This is a genomic window from Streptococcus sp. KR, from assembly GCF_002238115.1.
In the GTDB taxonomy this organism is placed as follows: domain Bacteria; phylum Bacillota; class Bacilli; order Lactobacillales; family Streptococcaceae; genus Streptococcus.
Window position 1 is genome coordinate 53,249 of the sequence record NZ_NGVM01000006.1, and the last position, 26,300, is coordinate 79,548.

General features: G+C 40.7%; 40 protein-coding genes. All 40 read right to left on the reverse strand.

From position 1 onward, the window contains the following. Positions 1-154: 154 nt before the first annotated feature. Positions 155-1,492, reverse strand: coding sequence for a PFL family protein (locus CBI42_RS03305; RefSeq protein WP_094753254.1), 1,338 nt, complete (start codon positions 1,490-1,492; stop codon positions 155-157). 9 nt (positions 1,493-1,501) lie between these two features. Continuing rightward, positions 1,502-1,768: an ACT domain-containing protein gene (locus CBI42_RS03310; protein ID WP_094753255.1), complete on the reverse strand. Its 267-nt coding sequence runs from the start codon at positions 1,766-1,768 to the stop codon at positions 1,502-1,504. Between the two features lie 264 nt (positions 1,769-2,032). After that, a complete protein-coding gene (gene rplQ, locus CBI42_RS03315) occupies positions 2,033-2,419 on the reverse strand; it encodes a 50S ribosomal protein L17 (protein ID WP_000331493.1) in 387 nt (128 codons plus the stop codon). Positions 2,420-2,430: 11 nt separating this feature from the next. Beyond that, entirely contained in the window at positions 2,431-3,366 is a 936-nt protein-coding gene (locus tag CBI42_RS03320) for a DNA-directed RNA polymerase subunit alpha (RefSeq protein WP_000568988.1), read from the reverse strand. A 42-nt stretch (positions 3,367-3,408) separates the two neighbouring features. Further along, on the reverse strand, positions 3,409-3,792 hold the full coding sequence (gene rpsK / locus CBI42_RS03325) for a 30S ribosomal protein S11 (protein ID WP_001118385.1): 384 nt from the start codon (positions 3,790-3,792) through the stop codon (positions 3,409-3,411). Between the two features lie 17 nt (positions 3,793-3,809). After that, complete coding sequence (gene rpsM, locus CBI42_RS03330; protein ID WP_000090781.1) at positions 3,810-4,175, reverse strand: 30S ribosomal protein S13; 366 nt, start codon at positions 4,173-4,175, stop codon at positions 3,810-3,812. A 17-nt stretch (positions 4,176-4,192) separates the two neighbouring features. Then, a complete protein-coding gene (gene rpmJ / locus CBI42_RS03335) occupies positions 4,193-4,309 on the reverse strand; it encodes a 50S ribosomal protein L36 (protein ID WP_001808836.1) in 117 nt (38 codons plus the stop codon). Positions 4,310-4,333: 24 nt separating this feature from the next. Continuing rightward, positions 4,334-4,552: a translation initiation factor IF-1 gene (gene infA, locus CBI42_RS03340; protein ID WP_001029883.1), complete on the reverse strand. Its 219-nt coding sequence runs from the start codon at positions 4,550-4,552 to the stop codon at positions 4,334-4,336. A gap of 116 nt (positions 4,553-4,668) precedes the next feature. After that, complete coding sequence (locus tag CBI42_RS03345; protein ID WP_001050436.1) at positions 4,669-5,307, reverse strand: adenylate kinase; 639 nt, start codon at positions 5,305-5,307, stop codon at positions 4,669-4,671. A gap of 149 nt (positions 5,308-5,456) precedes the next feature. After that, positions 5,457-6,767, reverse strand: a complete 1,311-nt coding sequence (secY, locus tag CBI42_RS03350) for a preprotein translocase subunit SecY (protein ID WP_094753256.1) — start codon at positions 6,765-6,767, stop codon at positions 5,457-5,459. A gap of 12 nt (positions 6,768-6,779) precedes the next feature. After that, positions 6,780-7,220, reverse strand: coding sequence for a 50S ribosomal protein L15 (gene rplO / locus CBI42_RS03355; protein ID WP_000766087.1), 441 nt, complete (start codon positions 7,218-7,220; stop codon positions 6,780-6,782). 144 nt (positions 7,221-7,364) lie between these two features. After that, positions 7,365-7,547 carry a 50S ribosomal protein L30 gene (gene rpmD, locus CBI42_RS03360; protein WP_000057241.1) on the reverse strand — a complete coding sequence of 61 codons (183 nt, stop codon included), beginning with the start codon at positions 7,545-7,547 and terminating at the stop codon, positions 7,365-7,367. 13 nt (positions 7,548-7,560) lie between these two features. Then, positions 7,561-8,055, reverse strand: a complete 495-nt coding sequence (rpsE, locus tag CBI42_RS03365; protein WP_000874202.1) for a 30S ribosomal protein S5 — start codon at positions 8,053-8,055, stop codon at positions 7,561-7,563. Between the two features lie 17 nt (positions 8,056-8,072). Continuing rightward, complete coding sequence (rplR, locus tag CBI42_RS03370; RefSeq protein WP_000624044.1) at positions 8,073-8,429, reverse strand: 50S ribosomal protein L18; 357 nt, start codon at positions 8,427-8,429, stop codon at positions 8,073-8,075. A gap of 83 nt (positions 8,430-8,512) precedes the next feature. Then, positions 8,513-9,049 carry a 50S ribosomal protein L6 gene (rplF, locus tag CBI42_RS03375; protein ID WP_094753257.1) on the reverse strand — a complete coding sequence of 179 codons (537 nt, stop codon included), beginning with the start codon at positions 9,047-9,049 and terminating at the stop codon, positions 8,513-8,515. A 225-nt stretch (positions 9,050-9,274) separates the two neighbouring features. Then, positions 9,275-9,673, reverse strand: coding sequence for a 30S ribosomal protein S8 (gene rpsH, locus CBI42_RS03380; RefSeq protein ID WP_000245504.1), 399 nt, complete (start codon positions 9,671-9,673; stop codon positions 9,275-9,277). A 284-nt stretch (positions 9,674-9,957) separates the two neighbouring features. Continuing rightward, the gene (locus tag CBI42_RS03385) at positions 9,958-10,143 is read right to left on the reverse strand and encodes a type Z 30S ribosomal protein S14 (RefSeq protein ID WP_001085697.1); all 186 of its coding nucleotides are present in this window, start codon (positions 10,141-10,143) and stop codon (positions 9,958-9,960) included. Between the two features lie 17 nt (positions 10,144-10,160). Then, positions 10,161-10,703 (reverse strand): 50S ribosomal protein L5, encoded by a 543-nt coding sequence (gene rplE / locus CBI42_RS03390; RefSeq protein WP_000013542.1) that lies wholly within the window; start codon positions 10,701-10,703, stop codon positions 10,161-10,163. A 23-nt stretch (positions 10,704-10,726) separates the two neighbouring features. Continuing rightward, positions 10,727-11,032: a 50S ribosomal protein L24 gene (gene rplX / locus CBI42_RS03395; RefSeq protein WP_000497691.1), complete on the reverse strand. Its 306-nt coding sequence runs from the start codon at positions 11,030-11,032 to the stop codon at positions 10,727-10,729. A 77-nt stretch (positions 11,033-11,109) separates the two neighbouring features. Beyond that, entirely contained in the window at positions 11,110-11,478 is a 369-nt protein-coding gene (gene rplN / locus CBI42_RS03400) for a 50S ribosomal protein L14 (protein ID WP_000616545.1), read from the reverse strand. 25 nt (positions 11,479-11,503) lie between these two features. After that, the gene (rpsQ, locus tag CBI42_RS03405) at positions 11,504-11,764 is read right to left on the reverse strand and encodes a 30S ribosomal protein S17 (RefSeq protein WP_000440801.1); all 261 of its coding nucleotides are present in this window, start codon (positions 11,762-11,764) and stop codon (positions 11,504-11,506) included. Between the two features lie 24 nt (positions 11,765-11,788). Next, positions 11,789-11,995 (reverse strand): 50S ribosomal protein L29, encoded by a 207-nt coding sequence (rpmC, locus tag CBI42_RS03410; RefSeq protein WP_000772918.1) that lies wholly within the window; start codon positions 11,993-11,995, stop codon positions 11,789-11,791. A gap of 9 nt (positions 11,996-12,004) precedes the next feature. Further along, positions 12,005-12,418 (reverse strand): 50S ribosomal protein L16, encoded by a 414-nt coding sequence (gene rplP / locus CBI42_RS03415; protein ID WP_000960946.1) that lies wholly within the window; start codon positions 12,416-12,418, stop codon positions 12,005-12,007. 3 nt (positions 12,419-12,421) lie between these two features. Beyond that, a complete protein-coding gene (gene rpsC / locus CBI42_RS03420; protein WP_000529936.1) occupies positions 12,422-13,075 on the reverse strand; it encodes a 30S ribosomal protein S3 in 654 nt (217 codons plus the stop codon). A 12-nt stretch (positions 13,076-13,087) separates the two neighbouring features. After that, on the reverse strand, positions 13,088-13,432 hold the full coding sequence (rplV, locus tag CBI42_RS03425; protein ID WP_000818137.1) for a 50S ribosomal protein L22: 345 nt from the start codon (positions 13,430-13,432) through the stop codon (positions 13,088-13,090). Between the two features lie 11 nt (positions 13,433-13,443). Beyond that, positions 13,444-13,725 carry a 30S ribosomal protein S19 gene (gene rpsS / locus CBI42_RS03430; protein WP_000533766.1) on the reverse strand — a complete coding sequence of 94 codons (282 nt, stop codon included), beginning with the start codon at positions 13,723-13,725 and terminating at the stop codon, positions 13,444-13,446. A 103-nt stretch (positions 13,726-13,828) separates the two neighbouring features. After that, a complete protein-coding gene (rplB, locus tag CBI42_RS03435; RefSeq protein WP_000512911.1) occupies positions 13,829-14,662 on the reverse strand; it encodes a 50S ribosomal protein L2 in 834 nt (277 codons plus the stop codon). 17 nt (positions 14,663-14,679) lie between these two features. Continuing rightward, a complete protein-coding gene (locus tag CBI42_RS03440) occupies positions 14,680-14,976 on the reverse strand; it encodes a 50S ribosomal protein L23 (protein ID WP_001055347.1) in 297 nt (98 codons plus the stop codon). Continuing rightward, positions 14,976-15,599 (reverse strand): 50S ribosomal protein L4, encoded by a 624-nt coding sequence (gene rplD, locus CBI42_RS03445; protein WP_000024549.1) that lies wholly within the window; start codon positions 15,597-15,599, stop codon positions 14,976-14,978. The genes CBI42_RS03440 and rplD overlap by 1 nt, the downstream gene beginning before the upstream one ends. 24 nt (positions 15,600-15,623) lie before the next feature. Next, positions 15,624-16,250, reverse strand: a complete 627-nt coding sequence (gene rplC, locus CBI42_RS03450) for a 50S ribosomal protein L3 (protein WP_000160197.1) — start codon at positions 16,248-16,250, stop codon at positions 15,624-15,626. Positions 16,251-16,332: 82 nt separating this feature from the next. After that, positions 16,333-16,641, reverse strand: a complete 309-nt coding sequence (gene rpsJ / locus CBI42_RS03455; protein WP_001284513.1) for a 30S ribosomal protein S10 — start codon at positions 16,639-16,641, stop codon at positions 16,333-16,335. Between the two features lie 253 nt (positions 16,642-16,894). Beyond that, on the reverse strand, positions 16,895-17,485 hold the full coding sequence (gene nrdG, locus CBI42_RS03460; RefSeq protein WP_094753258.1) for an anaerobic ribonucleoside-triphosphate reductase activating protein: 591 nt from the start codon (positions 17,483-17,485) through the stop codon (positions 16,895-16,897). Further along, positions 17,478-17,984, reverse strand: a complete 507-nt coding sequence (locus CBI42_RS03465) for a GNAT family N-acetyltransferase (RefSeq protein ID WP_094753259.1) — start codon at positions 17,982-17,984, stop codon at positions 17,478-17,480. The genes nrdG and CBI42_RS03465 overlap by 8 nt, the downstream gene beginning before the upstream one ends. A 43-nt stretch (positions 17,985-18,027) precedes the next feature. Then, positions 18,028-18,168 (reverse strand): hypothetical protein, encoded by a 141-nt coding sequence (locus CBI42_RS03470; RefSeq protein ID WP_000521618.1) that lies wholly within the window; start codon positions 18,166-18,168, stop codon positions 18,028-18,030. Between the two features lie 11 nt (positions 18,169-18,179). Further along, a complete protein-coding gene (gene nrdD / locus CBI42_RS03475; protein WP_179211358.1) occupies positions 18,180-20,387 on the reverse strand; it encodes an anaerobic ribonucleoside-triphosphate reductase in 2,208 nt (735 codons plus the stop codon). Between the two features lie 119 nt (positions 20,388-20,506). Further along, positions 20,507-22,060, reverse strand: coding sequence for a damage-inducible protein CinA (locus CBI42_RS03480; RefSeq protein WP_094753261.1), 1,554 nt, complete (start codon positions 22,058-22,060; stop codon positions 20,507-20,509). 255 nt (positions 22,061-22,315) lie between these two features. After that, positions 22,316-23,848 carry a cardiolipin synthase gene (cls, locus tag CBI42_RS03490; protein WP_094753262.1) on the reverse strand — a complete coding sequence of 511 codons (1,533 nt, stop codon included), beginning with the start codon at positions 23,846-23,848 and terminating at the stop codon, positions 22,316-22,318. 139 nt (positions 23,849-23,987) lie between these two features. After that, complete coding sequence (locus tag CBI42_RS03495; protein ID WP_045612370.1) at positions 23,988-24,452, reverse strand: SP_0198 family lipoprotein; 465 nt, start codon at positions 24,450-24,452, stop codon at positions 23,988-23,990. Positions 24,453-24,535: 83 nt separating this feature from the next. Next, positions 24,536-25,786 (reverse strand): folylpolyglutamate synthase/dihydrofolate synthase family protein, encoded by a 1,251-nt coding sequence (locus CBI42_RS03500; RefSeq protein ID WP_045612371.1) that lies wholly within the window; start codon positions 25,784-25,786, stop codon positions 24,536-24,538. Positions 25,787-25,994: 208 nt separating this feature from the next. After that, the gene (locus CBI42_RS03505; protein ID WP_000017620.1) at positions 25,995-26,300 is read right to left on the reverse strand and encodes a DUF1292 domain-containing protein; all 306 of its coding nucleotides are present in this window, start codon (positions 26,298-26,300) and stop codon (positions 25,995-25,997) included.

A 26,300-nucleotide genomic window follows, 5' to 3' on the forward strand; every position in this document is an offset into this window, starting at 1 on the left:
AAGTTTAGGAGTTCATTAAATAAAGATATTAGATGAAAATCAAATTCAAACTAAATCAGTGTTATCTGTTTCAAATAATATTAGGAGGTCTTTATTTAATGATTATAGTATACACATCCAACCTTAAATAGAACTTAAAATTTCTCCTATTTTCTTAATTTTTAAAACTATGAATTGGTGCTGGAATTTGTCCCCCACGAGAAATGAAATCAACAGACGAAGCCCCATTGACCTTCATAACTGGAGCTGTACCAAGAAGACCACCAAATTCAATCATATCACCTTCTTTTCCTTTTGGAATGATACGAACAGCTGTTGTCTTCATGTTAATGACACCAATTGCAGCTTCATCCGCAATCATAGCCGCAATGGTTTCAGCAGGTGTATCCTCCGGAATGGCAATCATATCCAAACCAACGGAACAGATAGCCGTCATAGATTCTAGTTTTTCCAGATTAAGAGAGCCATTTTGCACTGCAGCAATCATTCCTTCATCCTCTGAAACAGGTATAAAGGCACCAGACAAACCACCAACTTGGTTGCAGGCCATAACTCCGCCCTTCTTAACTTGATCATTCAAGAGAGCCAAGGCAGCCGTCGTCCCGTGTGTTCCAACTGTTTCTAGCCCCATTTCTTCAAGTACACGTGCCACAGAATCTCCAACCGCAGGAGTTGGCGCCAAACTCAAGTCCACAATACCAAACTCCACACCCAGTCTCTCACTGGCCATTTGACCAACCAATTGACCGATACGAGTGATTTTAAAGGCAGTTTTCTTAACTGTTTCGGCTACTACGTCAAAGCTCTCTCCACGAACTTTTTCCAAGGCACGTTTCACCACACCAGGACCGGAAACTCCGACATTGATGATAACATCTGCCTCCCCAACACCATGGAAGGCACCCGCCATAAATGGATTGTCCTCAACAGCATTAGCGAATACAACCAACTTGGCTGCTCCCATATCAGATAGAGTTGCCGTTTCCTTGATAACTCGTCCCATATCTGCGACAGCCGTCATATTGATACCAGACTTGGTTGAGCCGATATTGACTGACGAGCAGACCTTGTCCGTTTCAGCCAAAGCACGAGGAATAGAATTGATGAGAATCTCATCTCCCTTTTGATAACCTTTTTGTACCAAGGCAGAAAAACCACCAATAAAGTCCACACCAATCTCTTTCGCAGCCTTATCAAGCGCTTTTGCCAGAACAACGTAGTCCGTCGCATCTGTCGCAGCCCCAATCAAAGAGATAGGAGTCACCGATACACGCTTATTAACGATAGGAATTCCCAACTCAGCAGCAATTTCATCTCCAACAGCCACTAAATTAGCCGCCTTGGTCGTAATCTTTTGATAAATTTTCTCCGCAGCACGATTGATATCCGGATCAATACAGTCCAAAAGGGAAATTCCCATGGTAATGGTTCTAATATCGAAGTTTTGCTCCTCAATCATGGCAATGGTTTCAGTAACTTGTCTAATATCCATGTGCACCTCCTAGATATTATACATAGCTTCGAAAATCGCTGCACTCTGAATGTTGATTTTCACATTTAAAATTTGCCCAAAAGCTTCAAATTCATCACGAAGACGTGTAAAATCTTGCTTTTCATCACTAGAGACGACAGCCATCATCGTGAAATATTCATCCAAGACAGTTTGAGAGATATCGTCAATATTCAATCCTAATTCTGCAATTTTGCCAGAAACACCTGCAACAATTCCAGATTTATCTTTACCAACAACAGTTATAATCGCTTTCATAAGCAAACTCCAATTCTTCTTTTAATAGAAAACCTGAACATTAAACAGGATTCTTTTCAAATAGTATAGCATAATTCCAACTAAAATACTCAAAAACGCCTGCTTACGAAGTTGTTCTTAAGAAAAAAACAATTTCGTAAACAAGCGTCTACTATCCCAACTTATGATGAGTGTTCCCGCTAGGACCGAGATCCTAGCGGTAGACCAGAGCTAGACTAAGAGCATAAAACTCCATCATCATAACACTCAACAAAATTGATGATTTTATACTAATTCGATGATCGCCATTGGCGCTGCATCACCACGACGTGGTTCAGTTTTAAGGATACGAGTGTATCCACCGTTACGTTCAGCATAACGAGGTGCGATTTCTGAGAACAATTTTTGAAGTGCTGTAGTAGAAGTGTACTTATCAGTTGCTTCATCATAGTTTTCAGATGCGATTTCATTACGTACGAAAGCAGCTGCTTGACGACGTGCATGCAAATCACCACGTTTACCTAGAGTAATCATTTTTTCAACAGTTTTACGGATTTCTTTAGCACGAGCTTCAGTTGTCACGATTGATTCGTTGATCAAAAGGTCAGTTGTCAAATCGCGAAGCATTGCTTTACGTTGTGAGCTAGTGCGTCCTAGTTTACGGTAAGCCATGTATTCCTCCTTTATTTATCTTTTAATCCAAGACCCAAATCAATGAGTTTGAGTTTCACTTCTTCCAAACTCTTGCGTCCAAGATTTCGTACTTTCATCATCTCTGCTTCAGATTTTTCTGTCAAATCATGCACAGTATTGATACCGGCACGTTTCAAACAGTTGTATGAACGCACAGACAAGTCCAGTTCCTCAATCGTACGATCCAAAATACGATCGTCAGATTCAGTGTCAGCTTCTTTCATCACTTCAGTTGACTTAGCAATCTCAGTAAGATTTGTAAACAAATCAAGATGTTCTGTCAAAATACGTGCTGAAAGCCCTAAAGCATCTTCTGGAATAATTGTTCCATTTGTCAAGATTTCAAGGGTTAATTTGTCAAATCCATCATTGCTACCTACACGAGCAGGTTCCACTTGATAGTTGACTTTTGTAACTGGTGTATAAATAGAATCTACAGCAAGTGTTCCAACCGGTGCATTATCTTTTTTATTTTCATCAGCAGGTACATATCCACGACCACTGTTAACAGTCATAGTCGCTTTTAGAGAAGAACCTTCACCGATTGTAAAGAGATAATGATCTGGATTTACAATTTCAATATCGCTATCTGTCAAAATGTCACCAGCTGTTACTTCAGCAGGACCTTCAACATCTAGTTCGATGATTTTTTCGTCTTCAACGTACGATTTCACTGCAATTCCTTTGATGTTCAGAATGATTTGCATCACGTCTTCACGAACACCTGGAACTGTGTCAAACTCATGTAACACACCATCAATGTTGATAGATGTCACAGCTGCTCCTGGTAGAGAAGCTAGAAGTACACGACGAAGAGAGTTACCAAGAGTTGTACCGTAGCCACGTTCAAGCGGTTCGATTACAAACTTGCCATAATCTTTATTTTCATCAATTTTTGTTATATTTGGTTTTTCAAACTCGATCATTTAGTTACTCCCTCTTAAACGAAAAGCAGTGTAATGCGATGATTATACACGGCGACGTTTTGGAGGACGAGCACCATTGTGTGGCACTGGAGTCACATCACGAATTGCTGTTACTTCAAGACCAGCGGCAGCAAGCGCACGAATAGCTGACTCACGACCAGAACCTGGACCTTTTACAGTAACTTCAACTGATTTAAGACCGTGTTCTTGTGCAGATTTAGCAGCAGCTTCAGAAGCCATTTGAGCAGCGAATGGTGTAGATTTACGAGAACCTTTGAAACCAAGAGCACCAGCTGATGACCAAGCAATTGCATTACCATGCACATCAGTAATCATAACAATAGTGTTATTAAATGTAGCGTGAATATGAGCAATACCAGATTCGATATTCTTTTTCACACGACGTTTACGTGTTGGTTTAGCCAAGACTTTTACCTCCTATATTATTTTTTCTTACCAGCAATCGCAACAGCTTTACCTTTACGAGTGCGAGCGTTGTTTTTAGTGTTTTGTCCACGGACAGGAAGTCCACGACGGTGACGGATACCACGGTATGAACCGATTTCCATCAAACGTTTGATGTTCAAGTTTACTTCACGACGAAGGTCACCTTCAACTTTGATTGCATCCACTTCACGACGGATAGCATCTTCTTGATCTGATGTAAGATCACGTACACGAACATCTTCTGAGATTCCAGCAGCAGCCAAAATTTTCTTAGATGTTGCAAGTCCGATACCATAAACATAAGTCAATGAGATTACTACGCGTTTGTCATTTGGAATGTCAACTCCAGCAATACGAGCCATGTTTTCTCCTTTCTATCTTATCCTTGACGTTGTTTGTGTTTTGGATTTGCTGGGCAAATCACCATAACACGACCATTACGACGAATAACTTTACAGTATTCGCAAATTGGTTTGACCGATGGTCTTACTTTCATTTCTTATCCCTCCAAGTTTTTCGATTATTTAAAGCGGTAAGTGATACGTCCACGTGTCAAGTCATATGGACTCATTTCGACAGTAACACGATCTCCCGCTAAAATACGAATATAGTTTTTACGAATTTTACCAGAAACTGTTGCTAAAATCTGATGTCCATTTTCAAGTTCAACCGTAAACATTGCATTCGGCATTGTATCAACTACTTTGCCTTCAACTTCAATCACATCGTCTTTTGCCACGCAAAAGCACCTCCATAAATTTCGATTCGATGCCTCTAGACACAGAGACAACAATTATAAGTCAGACTATCTCAGTATAACATTTGTAGCGGATTTTTGCAAGTGTGAAAAACGCTTTATTTCAAATTTGTCAATACTTTTTCGATATCTGAGAAGACATCATTGATATCTTGATTACCTTCGATGTCATGAACCAAACCTTTGGCACGGTAGTGAGCAATGATTGGTTCTCCTTGAGCAATATTCACATCCAAACGACGTTTGACTGTCTCAGGCTTATCATCTTCACGTTGGTAGTAATCTTCTTCTTTATAGTCAACTGGTGGGTTAAAGACCTTGTGGAAAGTTTCTCCAGTTACGCGGTGGATGATACGGCCACTCAAACGTTCCAAGAGACTGTCAGGGTTCACCTCAATGTTGATGACACCTTCTAGTTCAATGCCAAGTTCAGCCAATGTTTTGTCCAAGGCATGAGCTTGTTCGATTGTACGTGGGTAACCATCCAACAAGAATCCTGTTTCTTTAATATCATCTTGTGAAAGACGTTCTTTTACGATTCCATTTGTAACTTCGTCAGGAACCAATTCACCCTTGTCAATGTATGACTTAGCAAGAACACCCATTTCAGTTTGATTTGCCATAGCAGCGCGGAACATATCACCTGTTGAGATATGTGCAACATGGAATTGTTCTACGATTTTTGCTGCTTGAGTTCCCTTACCTGCACCAGGTAAGCCCATAATCAAAAGATTCATGATTTGATCTCCTTATTTTATTTTTAAATAGAAGCAAAAAATTTTTTCACCCCTATTTAAAAACAAAATAGAAGAGGGGAGACCAAACTCTTACAAATGTTAGAGTTAAACCTCCACTCCCTCAGTATTTACTGATTCCGTAAATACTTCTATTCTGTTCTATCCATGAAACCAACATACTTACGTTTCAATAGGTAACCTTCCAATTGTTTGATTCCTTCAATACCTGTAGAGATAATGATCAAAAGACTTGTTCCTCCAAAAGCAACCGCCTCTGAAAGTCCGAAAACATCTTTCGCTACGATCGGTAAAATAGAAATCACACCAAGGAAGAGGGAACCAACAGTTGCAAGACGACGAAGAAGTTTAGACATATATTCTTCTGTACCTTTACCAGGACGAACTCCATGGATATAAGCACCGCTCTTTTGTAGGTTCTCTGCCGCTTTTTCAGGATTAATCTGTACAAACGTATAGAAGAATGTAAAGAGAATAATCAACAAAGCATACATGGCAATACCAGTTGGTGAAGTTGTTGCCAGCATTTCTTGTGCTGTTCTCACCCAAGGCCAATCATGACCTGTAGCACTCAAAAACTGAAGAATAGCCGCAGGCGCTGCAGTAATCGAACTTGCAAAGATAACAGGGATAACTCCAGCAGGGTTTACCTTCAAAGGAAGGTAAGAGCTAGATGGAGCACCTTGTGCAACTTTAGTATATTGGATAGGAATTTTGTATTCTGCTTGTTGAACATAAGTTGTAAAGTAAATGATCAACAATACAGTAATAATCAAAATGATTACAAAAATAATAGATGAGTTGATACGGTCACTTGGAACGTTCACAAAGTAGTCCACATAGATGCCCTGAATCATCTCTGGAATTGAGGCAACAATCCCGGCAAAGATAATCATAGAAACACCATTTCCGTATCCCTTATCTGTAATTTGCTCTCCCAACCAAGTCACAATCATGCTACCAGCTGTTAAGATGATACCAATCATGATAAAAACTTGTGGAGTAAGAGCTGTTTTCAACAATTGAGCTCCAGCCAAAGTATTAAAACCAGCTGTAATCCCGATAGATTGCACAAAGGCTAAAACAAGAGCAATATAACGAGTAGCTTGATTTAATTTTCTTCGACCTACTTCCCCTTGTTTACCCCACTCTACAAATTTGGGTAAAATATCCATTTGCAAGAGTTGGACAACGATAGAGGCCGTAATGTAGGGACTAACACCAAGAGCAAAAACTGAGAAGTTTTTCATGGCATTCCCTGAGACCAAGCTCAACATGTTTAAGAAGGATAATCCACTTAAAGCATTCAAGCTATTGGCATTCACACCAGGAACTGTTATGCTAGTTCCGATACGAAAGACCAAAACGATAAAAATTGTGAATAAAATTTTTGATCGAACTTGCTTGACTTTAAGAGCTTCTCTTAATAATTTAAAAAACATAGGTCACCTCTCTTAGATGACTTCTACTGAACCACCTTTAGCAGTGATAGCTTCTTCAGCTGATTTAGAGAATTTAGCTGCTTTCACAGTCAATTTCTTAGTCAACTCACCGTTACCAAGAATTTTAATACCTGATTTTTCAGCTTTAACAATTCCTGCTTCGATAAGAACAACTGGAGTAACTTCAGCACCATCTTCAAAGACGTTCAATTGGTCAAGGTTCACAATTGCGTATTCTTTAGCGTTGATATTAGTGAATCCACGTTTTGGAAGACGACGGAACAATGGAGTTTGTCCACCTTCAAAACCAAGGCGAACTCCGCCACCGCTACGAGCTTTTTGACCTTTTTGACCACGACCAGATGTTTTACCGTTACCTGATGAAGTACCACGACCAACGCGGTTACGTACTTTACGAGAACCTTCTGCAGGTTTCAATTCATGAAGTTTCATTTTTATTTTCTCCTCTTTTGTAAAATGCTAGCGCCGATAAGGGAGAAAAGGTTGTCTCCCCCATCAACTCGCCTATACGACGTCATCATAGATGACTATATCTAGTTTTAGGGGATGGTATAGTGCACATCCCCTAAAAATTCATTAGTTTACTTCTTCAACTGTTACCAAATGAGATACTGCAGTGATCATACCACGGATAGCAGCGTTATCTTCTTTAATAACAGAGCTGTTCAATTTGCCAAGTCCAAGTGCTACAACAGTTTTACGTTGTGATGGAATGCGTCCGATTGGAGACTTAGTCAAAGTAATTTTAATTTGAGCCATTTTATCCCCTTTCTTATGCCAAATCAGAAACTGAAATACCACGAAGGGCAGCAACTTCTTCAGCGCGTTTTAATTGTTTCAAACCTTCAACAGTTGCACGAACAATGTTGATTGGAGTGTTAGAACCAAGTGATTTAGATGTAATATCTGCCACACCTGCCAATTCCACAACGGCACGAACTGCACCACCAGCGGCAACTCCAGAACCTTCTACAGCAGGTTTCAACAATACTTTAGCTCCACCGAATTCTGAAAGAACTTCGTGTGGGATTGTTGTTCCAACCATAGGAACTTCGATCAAGTTTTTCTTAGCATCATCTACTGCTTTACGGATTGCTTCTGGAACTTCTTGAGCTTTACCAGTACCAAATCCTACGCGACCGTTGTGGTCACCAACAACAACAAGAGCTGCGAAACGAAGACGACGTCCACCTTTAACAACTTTTGTAACACGGTTGACAGCAACTACGCGTTCTTCTAATTCAACTGCATTGTCTTTAAATGCCATTTTCTAGTGTCCTCCTATTAGAATTTCAATCCGTTTTCACGAGCTGCATCAGCCAAAGCTTTCACACGTCCGTGATATAGATATCCACCGCGGTCGAACACCACTTCTGAAATACCTTTAGCGTTTGCACGTTCTGCAACGAGTTTACCGACAGCAACGGCTTGTTCAGTTTTAGTTCCTTTTGAAACTTCTTTGTCAAGAGTTGAAGCACTTGCGAGCGTTACACCCGCTACGTCATCAATCACTTGAGCGTAGATGCCTGTATTAGAACGGAATACGTTCAAACGTGGGCGATCAGCAGTTCCAGAGAGTTTTCCGCGAACGCGACGGTGGCGTTTTTGGCGGAGTTTGTTTTTATCTGGTTTTGAAATCACAGTTTTCACCTCTTTAGTTTTAAATCGTGTGCTATGCACAAAGTTGGAAAATAGGTTGGTGGTTGATGATCAACCACTCAACATTATTTACCTGTTTTACCTTCTTTACGGCGAACGAATTCACCAACGTAACGGATACCTTTACCTTTATATGGCTCTGGTGAACGAAGGCTACGTACGTAAGCAGCTGTTTGACCAACTACTTCTTTTGAAATTCCGCTAACAACGATTGTTGTTGGGTTTGGAAGTTCAAAAGTAATTCCTTCTGGAGCTTCAACTTCGTCTGGATGAGATTTACCAACAGCCAAAACAAGTTTAGATCCTTGAAGTTGTGCACGGTAACCAACCCCGCGCATTTCAAGTTCTTTCTTGAATCCTTCTGATACACCAACAACCATGTTGTTCAAAAGGGCACGAGTAGTTCCGTGGATAGTTTTCATTTCTTTTGAATCGTTTGGACGGTGAAGAGTTACTTCAGTACCTTCCACACGGATTTCAATATCTTTTGAGAACTCACGAGTAAGTTCTCCTTTAGGTCCTTTTACAGTTATAACGTTGTCATTGTTAGTGAGTTCAACACCAGCAGGCAACACGATAACTTTATTACCAATACGTGACATGTTTATTTTCTCCTGTTAAATTGTCAGGCCAAGACGGCCAGTTTTCACGGGGTTCAGATACTTATTTAGTTCAAGAGCTGAACTGAACACGCTCTAACGAGCTTTGTATCTTGATTTGAGTTCGAGCTAAGAATTTGGTGAAAAAGATAAGTTTGTCTTGAAGCATCGCTCCTGCTACAAACTTCCTATTTTCACTGCATTCTTTTAACGCTCTCACATCATCAATTACCAAACGTAAGCGATAACTTCTCCACCAACATTCTTTTGGCGTGCTTCTTTATCAGTAAGCAAACCTTCAGAAGTTGAAAGGATAGCAATTCCAAGTCCGTTAAGAACTTTTGGAAGGTCTTCACGTTTTTTGTAGACACGAAGTCCTGGTTTAGAAACACGTTTCAAGTTAGTGATAACTTTTTCACCGTTTGGTCCGTATTTAAGGAATACACGGATGATGCCTTGTTTGTCATCTTCGATGATTTCAACGTTTTTTACAAAACCTTCGCGTTTAAGGATTTCAGCAATCCCTTTTTTGATGTTTGATGCAGGTACTTCAAGTACTTCGTGTTTAGCTTGGTTAGCGTTACGAATACGAGTTAGGAAGTCTGCGATTGGGTCAGTCATAACCATTTTGTTTTTCTCCTCTTACTAGTAGTTTGCAAGTTGCACTTGCTAGTTAATACATGATACAAAGAGCGTAACAGCACGAGCAAAAATAGGCAATTTGATGCAGGAGCGATGCTCCAAAGCAAATTGGTCTTTTTTGCCAAAGCTGTAGCTCGTGTTCAAATTGGCAAATCCAACTGAACCCGGGCTAAACTCTGTGTGAAAAAGATAAACTTTCCTAGAAACTTCAGTTTCTTCGTCAAGTTTCCTATTTTCACTTGGAGTTTTGACGCCCTTGATATCTTAAATTACCAAGATGCTTTTGTTACACCAGGGATTTGTCCTTTGTAAGCTAATTCACGGAAGCAAACACGGCAAAGTTTAAATTTGCGGTAAACTGAATGTGGACGACCACATTTTTCACAACGAGTATAAGCTTGAGTAGAGAACTTCGCTGGACGTTTGTTCTTAGCAATCATTGATTTTTTAGCCATTAGATTTACCTCCTATATTATTTTGCAAAAGGCATTCCAAGGCCTGTAAGCAATGCACGTGACTCTTCGTCAGTGTTAGCAGTTGTTACGATAACGATGTCAAGACCACGAGTTTTGTCAACGTCATCGAAGTTGATTTCTGGGAAGATCAATTGTTCTTTCACACCAAGTGTGTAGTTTCCGCGTCCGTCAAATGATTTTGTTGGAACACCGTGGAAGTCACGTACACGTGGAAGTGAAACTGAAACCAATTTATCCAAGAATTCGTACATACGTTCACCACGAAGGGTAACTTTTGCACCGATCGCAACACCTTCACGAAGACGGAAGCCGGCGATTGATTTTTTAGCTTTAGTGATAAGTGGTTTTTGACCTGAGATAAGTGCCAATTCTTCAGCAGCTTTTTCAAGGCTTTTAGCGTTTGATACAGCTTCACCAACACCCATGTTCAAAACGATCTTATCTACTTTAGGCACAGCCATCACTGATGAGTAGTTGAATTGTTCTGTCAAAGCAGGAACTACTTCATTAAGATATTTTTCTTTTAAACGATTTGCCATTATACTTCTCCTTTCCTTCGTGATTAATCAAGCACTTCGCCTGATTTTTTGTTGTAGCGAACTTTTTTACCGTCTACAAATTTGTAACCAACACGACCAGCTACACCATTTTTGTCCAAAACTTGAACGTTTGATACGTGGATAGCTGCTTCTTTCTCGATGATACCACCTTGAGGAAGCTCGTTAGTTGGACGTTGGTGTTTCTTAACGATGTTAACACCTTCAACGATAACTTTGTTTACTTTTGGAAGGGCAGTAAGGACAACAGCTTCTGTTCCCTTATCTTTACCAGCGATTACGCGAACTTTGTCGCCTTTTTTTACAAACATTAGGTTTCTCCTTGATTTTTCTTACGCCCATAAGGGCACCCTAGCTTCAAGCTAGGGGACTAGTTTGTTTCTAAAAATTAAAGTACTTCTGGAGCAAGTGACACGATCTTCATGAAGCCACCTTCACGCAATTCACGTGCAACTGGGCCAAAGATACGTGTTCCGCGAGGAGTTTTGTCTTCACGGATGATAACTGCTGCGTTTTCGTCAAATTTGATGTATGAACCATCAGCTCGACGAGCACCTGATTTAGTACGAACGATAACTGCTTTAACAACGTCACCTTTTTTAACCGCACCACCAGGAGTAGCTTGTTTTACAGATGCCACGATAACATCACCGATGTTTGCAAATTTACGTCCTGAACCACCAAGAACTTTGATAGTCAAGATTTCGCGAGCACCGCTGTTGTCTGCGACTTTCAAACGAGTTTCTGTTTGAATCATTTCAGTTTTCTCCTTTCAGGTTTGATTAGATGATGACCGCTTCTTCAACAACTTCTACAAGACGGAAACGTTTTGTAGCTGAAAGCGGACGAGTTTCCATGATACGTACGATATCGCCTTCTTTGGCAACATTGTTTTCATCATGAGCTTTGTATTTTTTAGAGTAGTTAATACGTTTACCATAGACTGGGTGGTTACGTTTTGTTTCAACTACAACTGTGATTGTCTTGTCCATTTTGTCAGATACAACACGTCCAACAAGAACTTTACGATTATTGCGTTCCATTGAAATTTCTCCTTCCCTAGTCTATTATTTCGCTTCAGATTGAACTGTTTTGATACGAGCGATTTGTTTTTTAACTTCTTTCAAGCGAGCTGTTTGTTCCAATTGACCAGTAGCAGCTTGGAAACGAAGTTCAAACAATTCTTTTTTCAATTCGTTTTCGCGCTTCGCGAGTTCTTCTTGAGAAAGACCACGAAGTTCTTTAACAAATTCTTTTACTTCATTAAGTTTCATGCCTTCTCCTTATTCTGCTTCACGTTTTACGAATTTACATTTAACTGGCAATTTGTGGCTAGCAAGACGAAGCGCTTCGCGAGCGATCTCTTCAGATACACCAGCGATTTCGAACATCACTTTACCACGTTTAACTGGTGCTACCCAACCTTCAGGTGCCCCTTTACCAGATCCCATACGCACACCGATAGCTTTAGCAGTGTATGATTTGTGTGGGAAGATTTTAATCCAAACTTTACCACCACGTTTCATGTAACGAGTCATGGCGATACGAGCAGCTTCGATTTGGCGGTTAGTGATCCAGTGGCTAGTTGTAGCTTGAAGACCGTATTCACCGAATGCTACTTCTTTTCCACCTTTTGCTTCACCGCGCATTTTTCCACGGAATTCACGACGGTGTTTAACACGTTTAGGTACTAACATTGGTTATTTACCTCCTTTAGTGTTTTTGCGAGCTGGAAGAACTTCACCACGGTAGATCCATACTTTAACACCAAGTTTACCGTATGTAGTATCTGCTTCTTCCCAAGCGTAATCGATATCTGCACGAAGTGTGTGAAGTGGAACAGTTCCTTCAGAGTATCCTTCAGCACGGGCGATATCTGCACCGTTCAAACGACCTGATACTTGAGTTTTGATTCCTTTAGCTCCAGCACGCATTGCACGTTGGATTGCTTGTTTTTGTGCACGACGGAAAGCAACACGTTGCTCCAATTGACGAGCAATTCCTTCACCTACAAGGTGAGCATCCAAATCAGGTTGTTTGATTTCGATGATGTTGATGTGTACTTGTTTTCCAGTCAATTTGTTAAGTTTTGCACGGAGTGCATCAACGTTAGCACCACCTTTACCGATAACCATACCTGGTTTAGCAGTGTGAAGTGAAACGTTAACTTTGTTTACTGCGCGTTCGATTTCGATAGTTGAAACTGCTGCGTCAGCAAGTTCTTTTTGAACGAATTTACGGATTGCAAGATCTTCATGAAGGTAATCCGCGTATTCTTTTTCAGCATACCATTTGGCATCCCAATCACGGATGATGCCGACACGCATACCAATTGGATGTACTTTTTGACCCACGATTTTACCTCCTTATTTTTCTGCAACAGCTACAGTGATGTGAGCTGTACGTTTGTTGATTGGTGAAGCTGAACCTTTCGCACGTGGACGGAAACGTTTCATAGTTGGTCCTTCGTTTGCGAATGCTTCAGATACTACCAAGTTAGCTTTATCCAAACCAAAGTTGTTTTCAGCGTTAGCTACAGCTGAGTTCAAAACTTTCAAGATGATTTCAGCAGCTTTGTTTGGAGTGAATGTCAAGATTGCGATTGCATCGGCTACGCTTTTACCACGGATGTTATCAAGAACAAGACGTGATTTACGAGGTGAAACACGTACTGTACGAGCCATTGCTTTAGCTGAAGTAATTTCTGCCATTTATGTTCTCCTTATTTTCTACGTGTTTTCTTGTCGTCTGCAGCGTGACCTTTGTAAGTGCGAGTTGGTGCAAATTCACCAAGTTTGTGACCTACCATGTCTTCTTGGATGTAAACAGGTACGTGTTTACGTCCGTCATAAACTGCAATAGTGTAACCAATGAAACTTGGGAAGATCGTTGAACGACGTGACCAAGTTTTAATAACTTTTTTCTTTTCGTCGTTAGCTTGAGCTTCAACTTTTTTCATCAAATGCTCATCGACGAAAGGTCCTTTTTTAAGACTGCGTCCCATTTTTATATTTTCTCCTTTAAATGTTGTACCACAGCGGCTTGCGCTCACAAGGAGCGCTACCGAGCTGGCGGATTTACTAGTTGCTTAAGCGACTAGTTTAATATTATTTCTCGTTGCGACGACGAACGATAAGTTTGTCAGATTTCGCTTTCTTGTTACGAGTTTTAAGACCAAGAGCAGGTTTGCCCCATGGAGTAGATGGTGCTTTACGACCAACTGGTGCTTTACCTTCACCACCACCGTGTGGGTGATCGTTAGGGTTCATTACAGAACCACGAACTGTTGGGCGGATACCTTTCCAACGACTACGTCCTGCTTTACCAAGGTTTACAAGTCCATGTTGTTCGTTTCCGACAACACCAACTGTAGCACGGCAAGTTCCAAGAATCATACGAACTTCACCTGATTGAAGACGAACAAGAACGTATTTACCTTCAGAACCCAATACTTGAGCAGATGCACCAGCAGCACGTACCAATTCACCACCACGACCTGGTTTCAACTCGATGTTGTGGATCAAAGTACCAACTGGGATGTTAGCAAGTGGAAGTGCGTTTCCGACTTTGATATCTGCTTCTGGACCTGAAACAATACGTTGACCTACTTCAAGACCTTTTGGAGCGATGATGTATGCTTTCACACCGTCAGTGTAGTGTACAAGAGCGATGTTTGCAGAACGGTTTGGATCGTACTCGATTGTTTTAACAACTGCTTCAACGTTGTCTTTGTTACGTTTGAAGTCAACCAAACGGTAGAAACGTTTGTGTCCACCACCTTGGTGACGAACTGTGATACGACCGTTGTTGTTACGACCAGCCTTGCTCTTCAATGCAACAAGCAATGATTTTTCAGGAGTGCTTGTTGTGATTTCAGCGAAATCCAAAGAAGTCATATTACGGCGACCGTTTGTTGTTGGTTTATAAACACGAATTCCCACGATATTTCCTCCTTAGATTATTCAGCTTCAGCAGCAAACAACTCGATTGCTTTAGAATCAGCTGTAAGTGTGATGATAGCTTTTTTAGTTTTGTTAGTAAAACCAGTGTAACGTCCAACACGTTTAGCTTTTGGTTTTACGTTAATTGTGTTAACATTAGCAACTTTAACACCTTCGAAAGCAGCTTCAACAGCTTGCTTGATCAAAAGTTTGTGTGCACGAGTGTCAACTTCAAATACGTATTTTCCTGCTTCAAGTTGAGCCATTGAGCTTTCAGTGATTACAGGTTTTTTGATAACATCATACAAATTCATTATGCAAGAACCTCCTCGATTTTAGAGATAGCTGCTTGAGTAACAAGAAGTTTGTCACTATTTGCGATGTCAAGAACACTTGCAGTTGTAGCAGTCGCAACTTTCACGTTTGGAAGGTTACGAGCTGAGAGAGCTGCGAATTCGTTTCCTTCTTCAAGAATAACAAGGACTTTAGAATCGATGCTCAAAGCTGCAAGAACTTTTGCAAATTCAGCAGTTTTTGGAGCTGTAAATTCAAGAGAATCAACGGCTACAAATTTATTTTCAGCAACTTTTTCTGAGTAAACAGATTTAAGCGCAAGGCGACGAACTTTTTGAGGAAGTTTGTACGCATAGCTACGTGGAGTTGGTCCGAAGACGATTCCACCACCACGCCATTGTGGAGAGCGGATAGAACCTTGACGAGCACGCCCAGTTCCTTTTTGACGCCATGGTTTGCGTCCGCCACCTGAAACAGCTGAGCGGTTTTTAACTGCGTGAGTTCCTTGACGAAGGCTAGCACGTTGGCTGATGATCACATCAAACACAACAGATTGGTTTGGTTCGATACCAAAGATTGCATCGTTAAGAACAACTTCGCCCGCTTGTTTACCAGTTTGGTCGAATAATGTTACATTTGCCATTTTGACTGTATTCCCCTTTCCTTATTATTTACCAGCTTTAACTGCTGACTTGATAGTGATAAGAGATTTCTTAGCACCTGGTACGTTACCTTTGATAAGGATAACGTTCTTTTCTGGAACAACTTGTACAACTTCAAGGTTTTGAATTGTTACGCGGTCACCACCCATACGTCCTGCAAGGTTTTTACCTTTGAATACGCGGTTAGGTGCAACAGGTCCCATAGAACCTGGACGACGGTGGTAACGAGAACCGTGAGCCATTGGTCCACGTGATTGTCCGTGGCGCTTGATAACACCTTGGAAACCTTTACCTTTAGAAGTACCAGTTACGTCAACAACGTCTCCAGCTGCGAATGTTTCAACTGTAATTTCAGCACCAACTTCCAAGCCTTCAACGTTTTTGAATTCACGAATGAAGCGCTTAGGAGCCGTGTTAGCTTTCGCTACATGTCCTTTAGCAGGTTTGTTGCTCAATACTTCGCGTTTGTCATCGAAACCAACTTGGATAGCGTTGTATCCGTCTGTTTCAACAGTTTTAACTTGAAGAACAACGTTTGGAGTTGCTTCAATAACTGTTACAGGGATCAATTCGCCAGCTTCAGTGAAGATTTGAGTCATTCCCACTTTTTTCCCTAAGATTCCTTTTGTCATGAGAAAATAGTTCCTTTTCTATATTTTTTATTCAAAAAGTTTTTAACGAGCGTTTTTTATGCTCAAGGTATCAAGCTTTAGATTAAAGTTTGATTTCTACGTTTACACCACTTGGAAGATCCAATTTCATCAAAGCATCAACTGTTTTTTGAGTTGGGTTAACGATATCGATCAAACGTTTGTGTGTACGCATTTCAAATTGTTCGCGAGAGTCTTTATATTTGTGAGTCGCACGAATGATTGTGTAGAGGCTACGTTCAGTTGGAAGTGGGATTGGACCCGCAACTTGTGCACCTGTACGAGTAGCTGATTCTACGATTTTTGCAGCCGCTGTGTCAAGCGTACGGTGTTCGTAAGCTTTCAAACGGATACGGATTTTTTTGTTTGCCATCTTTTTCTCCTTTTCGTCTATTTAAGATAATAGGCTAGCTCCACAAGAAAACCGACGCGGTGTTGCGTGGCAATGCAACCGAGCGTGTCGCAACCTCTTGCATCAAAGCTAAGGCTGTAATTTACAGCACCATAATAGAATAACACAAAGCCCCTGCGATTGCAAGGGATTTGTTGCTGTTTTTTAAAATTTTTAACATGAAAATGTTTTCTTTTTTGACAGGTCATTTATTTAAGTATTTTATGGAAGAAAGTTACTCTCTCTTCACCTGTTCATAGCTTTCTTTTCCGTCATTAAGCTTATCCCAAATCACTACTTGTCCACTTTTGAGGGATTTTTGCACATCGATAATTCGTTGATTGGAAGAACCTCGAAACTGGAGCATGAGATTTCTCTTAGTTCGATCGTATCGGCCATCAACCAGAATGTCAATCAGTGATAAGAGTTCCAGTTTATCTTGTGTCTCCAACATCATTTCTTCCCAAGTGTAGCCAGTCCATGACCAGATATCCTTATCTGGCAATTCCTTCCGGATACGTTTAACCAGAGGCAAGAGAATTCCCGTATTGAGAAAGGGCTCCCCTCCCAGCAAGGTCAAGCCTTGAACATAGGGTTGAGCAAGATCTGCCATGATCTGCTCTTCTAATTCTGCTGTGTAGGGAATTCCTGCATTGAAAGACCAAGTCGCAATATTATAACATCCCTCGCAGTGAAACATACAACCTGATACATAGAGGGAATTCCGCACGCCTTCTCCATCTACAAAGTTAAAGGCCTTGTAGTCAATGATACGACCTTGACTAAGTTCCTCGCTTTTCCATTCTTGTGGTTTTGGATTATTCATTCGCTACCTCTATCCAATAACGCTCGACTCCATTACGAGCATCCTCAAATATTCCACCATTTGCTAGAATGACTGCTCTACTAGCAGGATTATTCACACTACAGGTCACAAGAGTTCTCTTGATGTTCTTTTCCTTAGCAACTTGCAAGCCCTGACGGAGAGTTTCCTTAGCATAACCCTTGCCTCTTTCTGATGGACGAATGGAGTAGCCAATGTGGCCAGCATAATTCAATAACCCCTCATTCAGTCTCAATCGCAGATTCAAAAATCCTAGAGCACGACCTACATCATCAAATGATACAAATTGAATAGAAGGAACACGATTTTCAGGCAAGTTTATCCCCATCTCTTTTTGCATATTTATTTCCAACCATTCTTCATACACAAAGTTCTCTGTATCCCAGAAACCACCGTCGTGAGGCGACTGATATTTTTCAAACTCTGCCATCATCTCTAAAACTGTTACTTTATCTGCTAATATTGGTCTTCGTAGTTCCATTCTTACCTCCCACTAAGAGAAAAGCGAGAGTTGACTCTCACTTTTATTTTTTCTTGTTCTTGTTTAAAAATTGTTCTCTGAGGTTGAGCAAACGTTCTTTCTTACCAGCTCCACCTTTAGAGTGTTTCTCGTGATAACGGGTCACTTGTGCGCGCCCCTTATCGTCTAATTGATATTTTCCCATTTCACTTCTTTCTAATTTGTTACTTGATGCCCAGCTATTTTAATCGTTGAACCATTCATATGTTTGACACGCGCTGCGATTTCCTTGTGACGTCCATTAACCATCGGACGCGCTTGAGGATTGCCTAAATAGCCACAAGTCCGTTTAACAACGTCTACTGTTTTAGGGTCGCTATTTCCACAGTTTGGACAAGCAAATCCTCTCTCAGTTGGTTCAAAATCCCCTTCAAAGTCACACTTGTAGCAACGGTCTATTGGAGTATTGGTCCCAAGATAGCCCACACGGTCATAGGCATAATCCCAAACAGCTTCCAAGGCCTTTGGATTTTGCTGAAGGACTGGATACTCACAATAATGGATGAAACCACCTGACGCACCTGCTTCCGGATAGACTTTCTCAAAGTCTAATTTTTCAAACGGTGTTGGATTTTTACGAACATCGTAGTGGAAAGAGTTGGTGTAGTATTCCTTATCTGTAATATCAGGAATAGAACCAAACTTCTCTGTATCTAGTCGGCAGAAACGATCTGTCAAACTTTCAGATGGTGTTGAGTAGATAGAGAAATGATAGCCATATTGATCTGACCACTCTTCTACACGGCGTTTCATATCGCGAATGATGTCTAGCGTGAATTCCTTAGCATCTGGATTACTTTCCCAGCTATTTCCAAAGAAGACAGTTGCCACTTCGTACAAACCGATATAGCCTAGTGAAACTGTCGCACGACGATTCTTAAAGAGCTGGTCAACACTTTCTTCTTTACCTAGACGATGACCAAAAGCACCGTATTGATACAGGATAGGAGCATTTGCTGGTGTTGCTTCCTTGGTTCGTTCGACACGATAAACCAGAGCATCTTCCGCAATGTTCATTCGCTCGTTGAATATTTCCCAGAACTTATTCATGTCGCCCTCAGACTCAAGAGCGATACGAGGCAGATTAACTGTCACAACACCTAGATTCATCCGACCTGAATTGACCTCGACACCATTTTCATCCTTCCATCCTTGGAGGAACGAACGGCATCCCATAGGCACCTTGAAGGATCCTGTTAAGTCAACAATCTTATCATAAGACAAGACGTCTGGATACATCCGCTTGGTTGCACACTCTAGAGCCAACTGCTTGATGTCGTAGTTTGGAGTTCCTTCCTCTAAATTGAGTCCTCTTTTTAGCGTAAAGATGAGTTTAGGAAAGATAGCCGTACGATGCTCCGAACCAAGACCCTTGATGCGAATGTTTAAAATTGCCTTTTGAATTTCACGCTCAAAACGATTGGTTCCTAGACCAAAACCTAGTGAAGTAAAAGGTGTTTGTCCATTTGAAGTGAAGAGAGTATTGATTTCATACTCGAGAGATTGCATGGCATCGTAGATGTCTTTTTGAGTTTTCTTCCAAGCGTAATCTTCCCGTTTTTCAGGCAAAACCCACTCTTCTGCATCTTTGAGGTGTTTTTGATAATTCTTCTCTGCGTAAGGTGCCAAGACTTCATCGATACGGTCAGCTGAACATCCCCCGTACTGACTTGAAGCAACGTTGGCAATGATTTGGGAAATCTGAGCTGTCGCAGTCTGGATAGACTTGGGACTTTCTACCTCTGCATTTCCAATCTTAAAACCATTTTCCAACATACCTTTAAAATCAATCAAACAGCAGTTGGTCATAGGGGTATAAGGACTGTAGTCCAAATCGTGATAGTGGATATCCCCTTTTTGGTGGGCATTGGCTACGTGCTTAGGAAGCATTTGCAGTCCGATTGACTTTCCAACAATTCCTGCTGTCAAATCACGCTGGGTGTTAAAGACATCGCTGTCTTTATTAGCATTTTCATTGACAACTGCCTGATCTTTGTTGAGAAGTTTATGGATACTAAAGTTAATATCTGTCGCTTTTGAGCGCTCGAAATCCCTCTGTGTCCGATAAGTAATATACTCCTCAGCTAGCGCATATTCTTTGGCTTCAAGGAGTTCATGTTCTACGATATTTTGAATTTCGTAAATCTTAACCCCCTGTGGAAAGCGACTTTGAATTTCTGTGACAATTCGCTCAGTCAGAGCATTGAGGCGTTTTTCGACTAAGGGTGTCACATCCATAACCTTATCTGCCGCCTTGTGGAGAGCCTTGTCAATCTTATCCACATCAAATATAACACGTCTCCCATCTCGTTTTTCAACGAAGAGAGTTGGCAAAATTGTAATTTTTTCTTCTAGTGCAATCATATACATGCTCGTTTCTAAAATGTTCTTTCTAAAAAGTATTATACCACTCTAAAAAGAAAAATCAATATCTTGTGTTAAAAATCCTAAAATTTTTAAAAATACACAAGATATTGATTTAGTTATTTAATTTTATAGACTTTAAACTCTGAGTAGTCAGTCTTTACTGGTTGGTAATTTTCTTTCAAAATTGTTTCCACTTCAGACCAGAGAGCCACCTTGTCGTTTACCACAATCACCTTAGGTTGGTTTTCTTTCAAGTCATGAATCAAGGTAGTTTTATTTTCTTCTGTATTCGTATAAAGAAGAGGTGATGGGAACATGGATCCAGCCAAACGCTGGCTTTCTTTATACATTTGAACATGAGAATCCCAAATATAGATTTGGTCACCATCACTCGTCTCTTGTTTGGCTCTATCTACTACTTGATGTTGTTCTCTATAAGAAGCTGGATGCAAAACAAAACGAGCCACAAAAGGAATTGCAATCAGATAAACCACCACTAGGATAGGTAAGTAGAGATTCCCCTTCATAAATTTTTTCCATAAAGTAGGAGCTTCTTCTCTTCTCCGACGACGATCTCCTCTAGCTGAATGTTTCCCACGAATACTAGTCATCAAAAGAAGGAGTAAAAATGGAAGGATTAGAATCAAACGCGAACCGTGAAGAGGTTCTTGAGAAAAAAGCAACAAAGCTAGTACAAATAAGAAAGCAAAACTAGCTGGTACCGAAATAACATATAATCTTGATGCTTTTGATTGAAACAAGCCTAGAAAAACAAGGAAAAGAGTTCCCAACCCAAAGGTCAACAAGCCATAGAATAGAACATTATCCATTAGTTGAGGATTGGTAAAGACCTGAAGGGAATCAATCGGATACAAAAGACTTCCTATAGTTCCTCCAAAACCACCTGAAGCAAGGACATAGTAGCCTAGTGGGTAAAAAATGAGAGAAAAGCCAAGTGCTGCTGCAAAAAACTGATAAACTCCATGAGCAAGGCGACCATGCCCAACATTAAAGACAAATAAACCGATCGTTACTACTGCAATAAAGAGAAGACTTGTAAGAGGCTCTATGAAAAATGATAGGGCCAAGAAAATCCCCAGACGTAGAAACCCCTTGTCATGGTTAGGAGTTGATAGATAAGTTGCTATGAACGAAAATCCTGCAAACAGAAATGGCAAAGCTAAAATAGTAGCGTAGCCTCCGCCAAAACCGAGACCAGATACCAAAATATAAAATATGGTTAGGAGTTGCTTGGCTTGTTCCCTTTGTCCCGTCAGATAGTCAGTTGAAGAAAAGAGGAAATAACCTCCTCCTAAGAGAGCTAGCCATTCTACCAAGGCAAAAAGGATGCCTCCTTGGGTAATATAAAGTAGCAAGTAATAAAGAAGACCGTGACTAGCATAATAGCTACTGTAGAGCTGTCCTCCCTGATGTAAAGCCCACCCTATATACAAATCCTGAGCCTGAGAAGGACTTACCATATCTAAAAGTAAAGGTATCACCACAGAAAAAACCGTTGCAATCGTACTTCCAATGATGAGTCTGAAAAACGGGAAAGCTACCTGTTCTTCTTTTTCTGCATGAAACTCAAGGTTCCTATCCAGTCTATTTTCTATTCCATCACTCTGTATCATTTCGGATACTTCTTCGATTCTGCCATATACAGCCATGTCGTTTCTCCTATTCAATTTATCTGTCTTAGTATATCAAAAAGACCTAAAATTGTCAGCTTGCGATGGCTGTTTGAGCGATTTTTTGCATAGTTTCACAAAGGTTTCAATTTCCCGAAATCGGTGTAAATGCGTCTGTTTAAATGACATGATATAATCCAATTCTTTCTGAGTCAGCATCGTCCCTCCCTATATCTTTCTATTCGTAAAAAGCAAGAAAAAGAGGACTGGTTTGTGTCCTCAGTCCTAGATTTCTTATAAGATAGGGGCGAATAACTGGGCAATTTCCTTAATCAATTTTTGATACCAGCTATTTTTTATCGTATGAGGGAAAATTTCTTGCGATGATGAAAAAATCTCCCGAAAATCTTTTTGAATCTCAGCAATTGATTCTGTTTTATATAGCAAGACTGCATTTTCATAGTGGTGAAGCAAACTTCTATAATCTAAGTTAATGGTTCCAACTGCAGCAAAATCCTTATCCACTAAAATTTGTTTACTATGGATAAAGCCTGGACTATACTCAAAAATCCTGACTCCTGCTGACAAAAGATCCGGATAGGCCCCTCTTGTGATGAGTTGGATCAATTTTTTATCCGGAATGAAAGGAGTCACGATGCGGACATCAACACCCCTCATGGCTGCATTTTTAATACTCTCAGTTAAATCATAGTCAATAATCAAATAGGGTGTTGTGATATAGACTGAATCAGTAGCCTGATTAATCAAACTTTGATAAACTTTTTTCCCTACTTGAGTACGGAAGATGGGCTTGGGTCCACTACCGTAAGGAATGCAGAGCCCTTGGCCAGAACAAGGCTGATTTTCCAGGTGATACTGGTCAAAATCGCTGATTTCCCCACGATTGATGTACCAAGTCATCAAAAAAAGACGGGTTAGAGCCTTGACACCAGGGCCATCTATGCGAATCCCACTATCCTTCCAATAGCCAAAACGTTCTACATGATTGATGTACTCATCGGCTAAGTTAATGCCTCCTGTATAAGCTACCTGACCATCTATGACAAGGATTTTACGATGGTCCCGATTGTTGTAAGCCACCGTCAAACGAGGAATCACCTTGTTAAACTTATGGGCTTCAATTCCTCGACTACGAAGCTGAATAGTATAGTCTCCAGGTAAAGTCGCCATACAGCCGATATCATCATAGAGCATCTTGACCTCTACCCCCTGAGCTGCCTTTTGCTCTAGTATGTCTAGTATGCTATTCCACATCAAACCTTCTTCGACAATATAGTACTCTAGAAAGATAAACTTTTCAGCTTTCTTGAGGTCTTCCAACATATATTGCCACATCCTTTCACCCGAAGAAAAGAATTGTGAGTCTGTTCGATCATAGACATCGGCGTTACTATCCATACTTAACAAAGATTTGATAACTCCGTAAGCCGCCTTATCATCTTCCTTCAATTTCTGGCGGAGAGCTTTACTGTTATCCTCCCGAAAATGCATAGAACCAAGTTTGTCCAACTGCTTGATTTCTTTTTTGGATAATCGTCTTTCACCAAACATCAGATAGAGCAAGGGGCCAATGACAGGAACAAAAGTCACCACTAACCACATCACTTTACTATCAGGTGTCATTGAACGATTGACAATTGCGACAATAGTCGCCATACTCATAAAAATTAAGACAATTACCCATAGAATAGGGGCCATACGCCCTAAATAGAGAAAGAGACCAAAAACAAGAAAAAGTTCAAGTAGCATAATCGAAAGACTAAAGCCATACTTGGACATCAATAATTGAAATTTTCTATATTTCATATCCCCTCCTTGATAGTTTGAATGCTAAAAACAGGTAATTAATACTAGTATAACTCAGTTATTCGGTAGAAGGCAAGTATTTATAATCATTTTTCTGAGCAAAAGCAAAAGAGACCGAAAAATCCAGTCTCCTTCTAGTCTATTTTGATAAAACAATGCGATCAGATGCTTCTCTATCCATATCGTCGATAATCATCTGATTGCCATTGATTGCATAAATCTTGACATCATCACCAATAATCATGCGTTGATTAGCAACGTCGAAACTAACCTGTTTGATTTCTTGTTCCCCGTCAGTTCCTACCTGAGTCCAGGTACCAGTTGTTCCAGTCACCACTAAAGTGATACGGTCTCCTTCGTCCTGACCAGTATAAGTTCCATCAATATTAGTTGGTTGAGCCTCAGGCGCATTTTGTGAAGAACTTGTTGCTGCCTGGTTGCTATTTTCTGTAGAAGATGAAGCTGTTGCTTGTGATTGTTGAGTTTGTTGAGTTTGCGATTGAGCTACTGGTTGTTGAACTTGTTGAGTTCTTTGTGAACAAGCTACTAAGAGACTAAGACTTGCTAAAGAAGCAAAAGAAAGTGTGAATCTTTTTAATTTCATGATGAATTTCCTTTCTGCTACCAATTTAGAGAAATTTTCTCTAACCAGCAATTCCCCTAGTATAACAAGTTTAAAAAAGGTGGTTAATTTATCTGCTCATGGTCCAGCAGGTAGCCCCGTACTTCTGAGATAAAATAGAGAGACCCTGTAATGAATAACAGGTCCTTGGTATCGGCTCTTTCTTCAAAACTGCTGATAAATTCTCGGTAAGAGGGAATTGCATGGTAACCTGTTACATCTGTCTCGTCCAGAGAACCTTGATAGTCAAAACCAGTCACCTTGAGTTCCACCTGAGGTAAATTTTCAGTCAGATAAGCCAACATCCCTTGATAATCCTTCCGTTTCAAGGCTCCAAAGAGGATTTGAGGACGATAACCTCCCTGCTCTTTTTCTTTGACAAACTCCACCAGGCAAATCAAGGCAGGGAGGTTATGAGCACCGTCCAAGTAAATCTGAGGACGAATACGCTCCAAACGGCCAGCCCAATGGGTCTTCTCCAAAGCCTGTCTTACAACCTGCTCATCAACAGCTTCCTTTCCTTCTCTCATAAAGAGAAGAAACGTTTGTAGCGCCAAGGCAGCATTTTCCTGCTGATAAGTTCCTTCTAAACCTATTTTCAACTGTGAAAGGTTAGCCAAAGAGCTTGAAAAATCCCCATTCAGCATTGAAAAATCCTGACCTGCCTGATAAAGGTCAACAGCTAAAGATTCGGCTTTTTTCTGACAGACAAGTCTAGCTTCTGGAGGCAATTTCGCAATCACTGCCTTTTTACCAGCCTTAAAAATGCCAGCTTTCTGCTCTGCGATTGCTGCTATACTGTCACCCAGAGTCTCCTGATGATCAAGTCCGATGGAAGTGATGACAGCAATCTCTCCAGTTACCACATTGGTCGTGTCTAGTAAACCACCAATTCCCACTTCTAGTAAAAGCAAATCCACCGCTTGCTCTCTAAAATAAAGAAAAGCAATCAAGGTCAGCAATTCAAAAAAAGACAACTGGTCATGGGTTTGCAGGAGCGTTTTCTCCATCTCCTTGACCTTATTAGCCAAACGGATGAAGTCTGCATCAGCTATTGGTTGCCCGTTAATGCAGATTCGATCATTGATAGAGACGATATGAGGGGAGGTGAAAGTCGCAACTTTTTTGCCATGCCCCATAAATAACTCCCTCATAAAAGCAATGGTAGATCCTTTTCCATTAGTTCCTGTTACGTGGATAATAGGATAAGACTTCTCGGGATTCCCCAACAAATCCACCGCTTGTTGCATTCGGCCCAAGCCTGATCGAAAATTCAAACCAATCCGACTATGGAGCCATTCTTCTACTTCAAACATATACATCTCCTTAATTACAGGTTCAATCAACTGCCTCAATAAAGTCTCATAACTAACAAAAACGAGGCCAGGATTTTCGTCCCGACCTCTCACCTGGTTAGCTAATAACTAGCTACTATGAATATTAACTTGGGGTAAAAACATCCCCCGGACTTACCAGCTCTCTCTTGTTACAAAGAGCTGGGCTAAAAACATCCACTGGATGTTTTTACTCCTCCATAAAGCTGTTGAAGACTTCTTCAATCATGTTCCATTCGTCTTCCGAGTCTTCTGGGATTGGTTGCAATTCGCCTTCTGTTCCATCTTCGTTTTCGATGAATGAGTAAGCTTGGATTTCAACTTGTCCGTCTTCGTCTTCTTCTGCGTTAACTGGTACTAGAAGAACATAGTTTTTACCAAATTCTTCTTTTCCATCAATCGTCAAAAGGATTTCAAACAAGGTTTCGTTTCCTTGCTCATCTACTAGTGTGATTAATTCACGTTCTTCGTGGTCGTGGTTATGATCGTGTGACAT

What these genes read in the sequence shown, in the direction of transcription:
- CBI42_RS03480 (WP_094753261.1), bottom strand. Translation starts at nt 22,060, where the DNA reads ATGGCTGTATATGGCAGAATCGAAGAAGTATCCGAAATGATACAGAGT.
- rplV (WP_000818137.1), bottom strand. Translation starts at nt 13,432, where the DNA reads ATGGCAGAAATTACTTCAGCTAAAGCAATGGCTCGTACAGTACGTGTT.
- rpsE (WP_000874202.1), bottom strand. Translation starts at nt 8,055, where the DNA reads ATGGCATTTAAAGACAATGCAGTTGAATTAGAAGAACGCGTAGTTGCT.
- CBI42_RS03345 (WP_001050436.1), bottom strand. Translation starts at nt 5,307, where the DNA reads ATGAATCTTTTGATTATGGGCTTACCTGGTGCAGGTAAGGGAACTCAA.
- CBI42_RS03465 (WP_094753259.1), bottom strand. Translation starts at nt 17,984, where the DNA reads ATGGAACTACGAAGACCAATATTAGCAGATAAAGTAACAGTTTTAGAG.
- CBI42_RS03385 (WP_001085697.1), bottom strand. Translation starts at nt 10,143, where the DNA reads ATGGCTAAAAAATCAATGATTGCTAAGAACAAACGTCCAGCGAAGTTC.
- rplF (WP_094753257.1), bottom strand. Translation starts at nt 9,049, where the DNA reads ATGTCACGTATTGGTAATAAAGTTATCGTGTTGCCTGCTGGTGTTGAA.
- nrdD (WP_179211358.1), bottom strand. Translation starts at nt 20,387, where the DNA reads ATGATTGCACTAGAAGAAAAAATTACAATTTTGCCAACTCTCTTCGTT.
- CBI42_RS03320 (WP_000568988.1), bottom strand. Translation starts at nt 3,366, where the DNA reads ATGATCGAGTTTGAAAAACCAAATATAACAAAAATTGATGAAAATAAA.
- CBI42_RS03440 (WP_001055347.1), bottom strand. Translation starts at nt 14,976, where the DNA reads ATGAATTTGTATGATGTTATCAAAAAACCTGTAATCACTGAAAGCTCA.
- rplE (WP_000013542.1), bottom strand. Translation starts at nt 10,703, where the DNA reads ATGGCAAATCGTTTAAAAGAAAAATATCTTAATGAAGTAGTTCCTGCT.
- rplD (WP_000024549.1), bottom strand. Translation starts at nt 15,599, where the DNA reads ATGGCAAATGTAACATTATTCGACCAAACTGGTAAACAAGCGGGCGAA.
- rplO (WP_000766087.1), bottom strand. Translation starts at nt 7,220, where the DNA reads ATGAAACTTCATGAATTGAAACCTGCAGAAGGTTCTCGTAAAGTACGT.
- CBI42_RS03305 (WP_094753254.1), bottom strand. Translation starts at nt 1,492, where the DNA reads ATGGATATTAGACAAGTTACTGAAACCATTGCCATGATTGAGGAGCAA.
- rpmJ (WP_001808836.1), bottom strand. Translation starts at nt 4,309, where the DNA reads ATGAAAGTAAGACCATCGGTCAAACCAATTTGCGAATACTGTAAAGTT.
- CBI42_RS03495 (WP_045612370.1), bottom strand. Translation starts at nt 24,452, where the DNA reads ATGAAATTAAAAAGATTCACACTTTCTTTTGCTTCTTTAGCAAGTCTT.
- nrdG (WP_094753258.1), bottom strand. Translation starts at nt 17,485, where the DNA reads ATGAATAATCCAAAACCACAAGAATGGAAAAGCGAGGAACTTAGTCAA.
- rplP (WP_000960946.1), bottom strand. Translation starts at nt 12,418, where the DNA reads ATGTTAGTACCTAAACGTGTTAAACACCGTCGTGAATTCCGTGGAAAA.
- secY (WP_094753256.1), bottom strand. Translation starts at nt 6,767, where the DNA reads ATGTTTTTTAAATTATTAAGAGAAGCTCTTAAAGTCAAGCAAGTTCGA.
- CBI42_RS03310 (WP_094753255.1), bottom strand. Translation starts at nt 1,768, where the DNA reads ATGAAAGCGATTATAACTGTTGTTGGTAAAGATAAATCTGGAATTGTT.
- CBI42_RS03470 (WP_000521618.1), bottom strand. Translation starts at nt 18,168, where the DNA reads ATGGGAAAATATCAATTAGACGATAAGGGGCGCGCACAAGTGACCCGT.
- CBI42_RS03505 (WP_000017620.1), bottom strand. Translation starts at nt 26,300, where the DNA reads ATGTCACACGATCATAACCACGACCACGAAGAACGTGAATTAATCACA.
- rpmC (WP_000772918.1), bottom strand. Translation starts at nt 11,995, where the DNA reads ATGAAACTTAATGAAGTAAAAGAATTTGTTAAAGAACTTCGTGGTCTT.
- cls (WP_094753262.1), bottom strand. Translation starts at nt 23,848, where the DNA reads ATGAAATATAGAAAATTTCAATTATTGATGTCCAAGTATGGCTTTAGT.
- CBI42_RS03500 (WP_045612371.1), bottom strand. Translation starts at nt 25,786, where the DNA reads ATGTTTGAAGTAGAAGAATGGCTCCATAGTCGGATTGGTTTGAATTTT.
- rplX (WP_000497691.1), bottom strand. Translation starts at nt 11,032, where the DNA reads ATGTTTGTAAAAAAAGGCGACAAAGTTCGCGTAATCGCTGGTAAAGAT.
- rpsS (WP_000533766.1), bottom strand. Translation starts at nt 13,725, where the DNA reads ATGGGACGCAGTCTTAAAAAAGGACCTTTCGTCGATGAGCATTTGATG.
- rpsJ (WP_001284513.1), bottom strand. Translation starts at nt 16,641, where the DNA reads ATGGCAAACAAAAAAATCCGTATCCGTTTGAAAGCTTACGAACACCGT.
- rpsQ (WP_000440801.1), bottom strand. Translation starts at nt 11,764, where the DNA reads ATGGAACGCAATAATCGTAAAGTTCTTGTTGGACGTGTTGTATCTGAC.
- rplC (WP_000160197.1), bottom strand. Translation starts at nt 16,250, where the DNA reads ATGACAAAAGGAATCTTAGGGAAAAAAGTGGGAATGACTCAAATCTTC.
- rpsH (WP_000245504.1), bottom strand. Translation starts at nt 9,673, where the DNA reads ATGGTTATGACTGACCCAATCGCAGACTTCCTAACTCGTATTCGTAAC.
- rpmD (WP_000057241.1), bottom strand. Translation starts at nt 7,547, where the DNA reads ATGGCTCAAATTAAAATTACTTTGACTAAGTCTCCAATCGGACGCATT.
- rplQ (WP_000331493.1), bottom strand. Translation starts at nt 2,419, where the DNA reads ATGGCTTACCGTAAACTAGGACGCACTAGCTCACAACGTAAAGCAATG.
- rpsM (WP_000090781.1), bottom strand. Translation starts at nt 4,175, where the DNA reads ATGGCTCGTATTGCTGGAGTTGACATTCCAAATGACAAACGCGTAGTA.
- rplN (WP_000616545.1), bottom strand. Translation starts at nt 11,478, where the DNA reads ATGATTCAAACAGAAACTCGTTTGAAAGTCGCAGACAACAGCGGTGCT.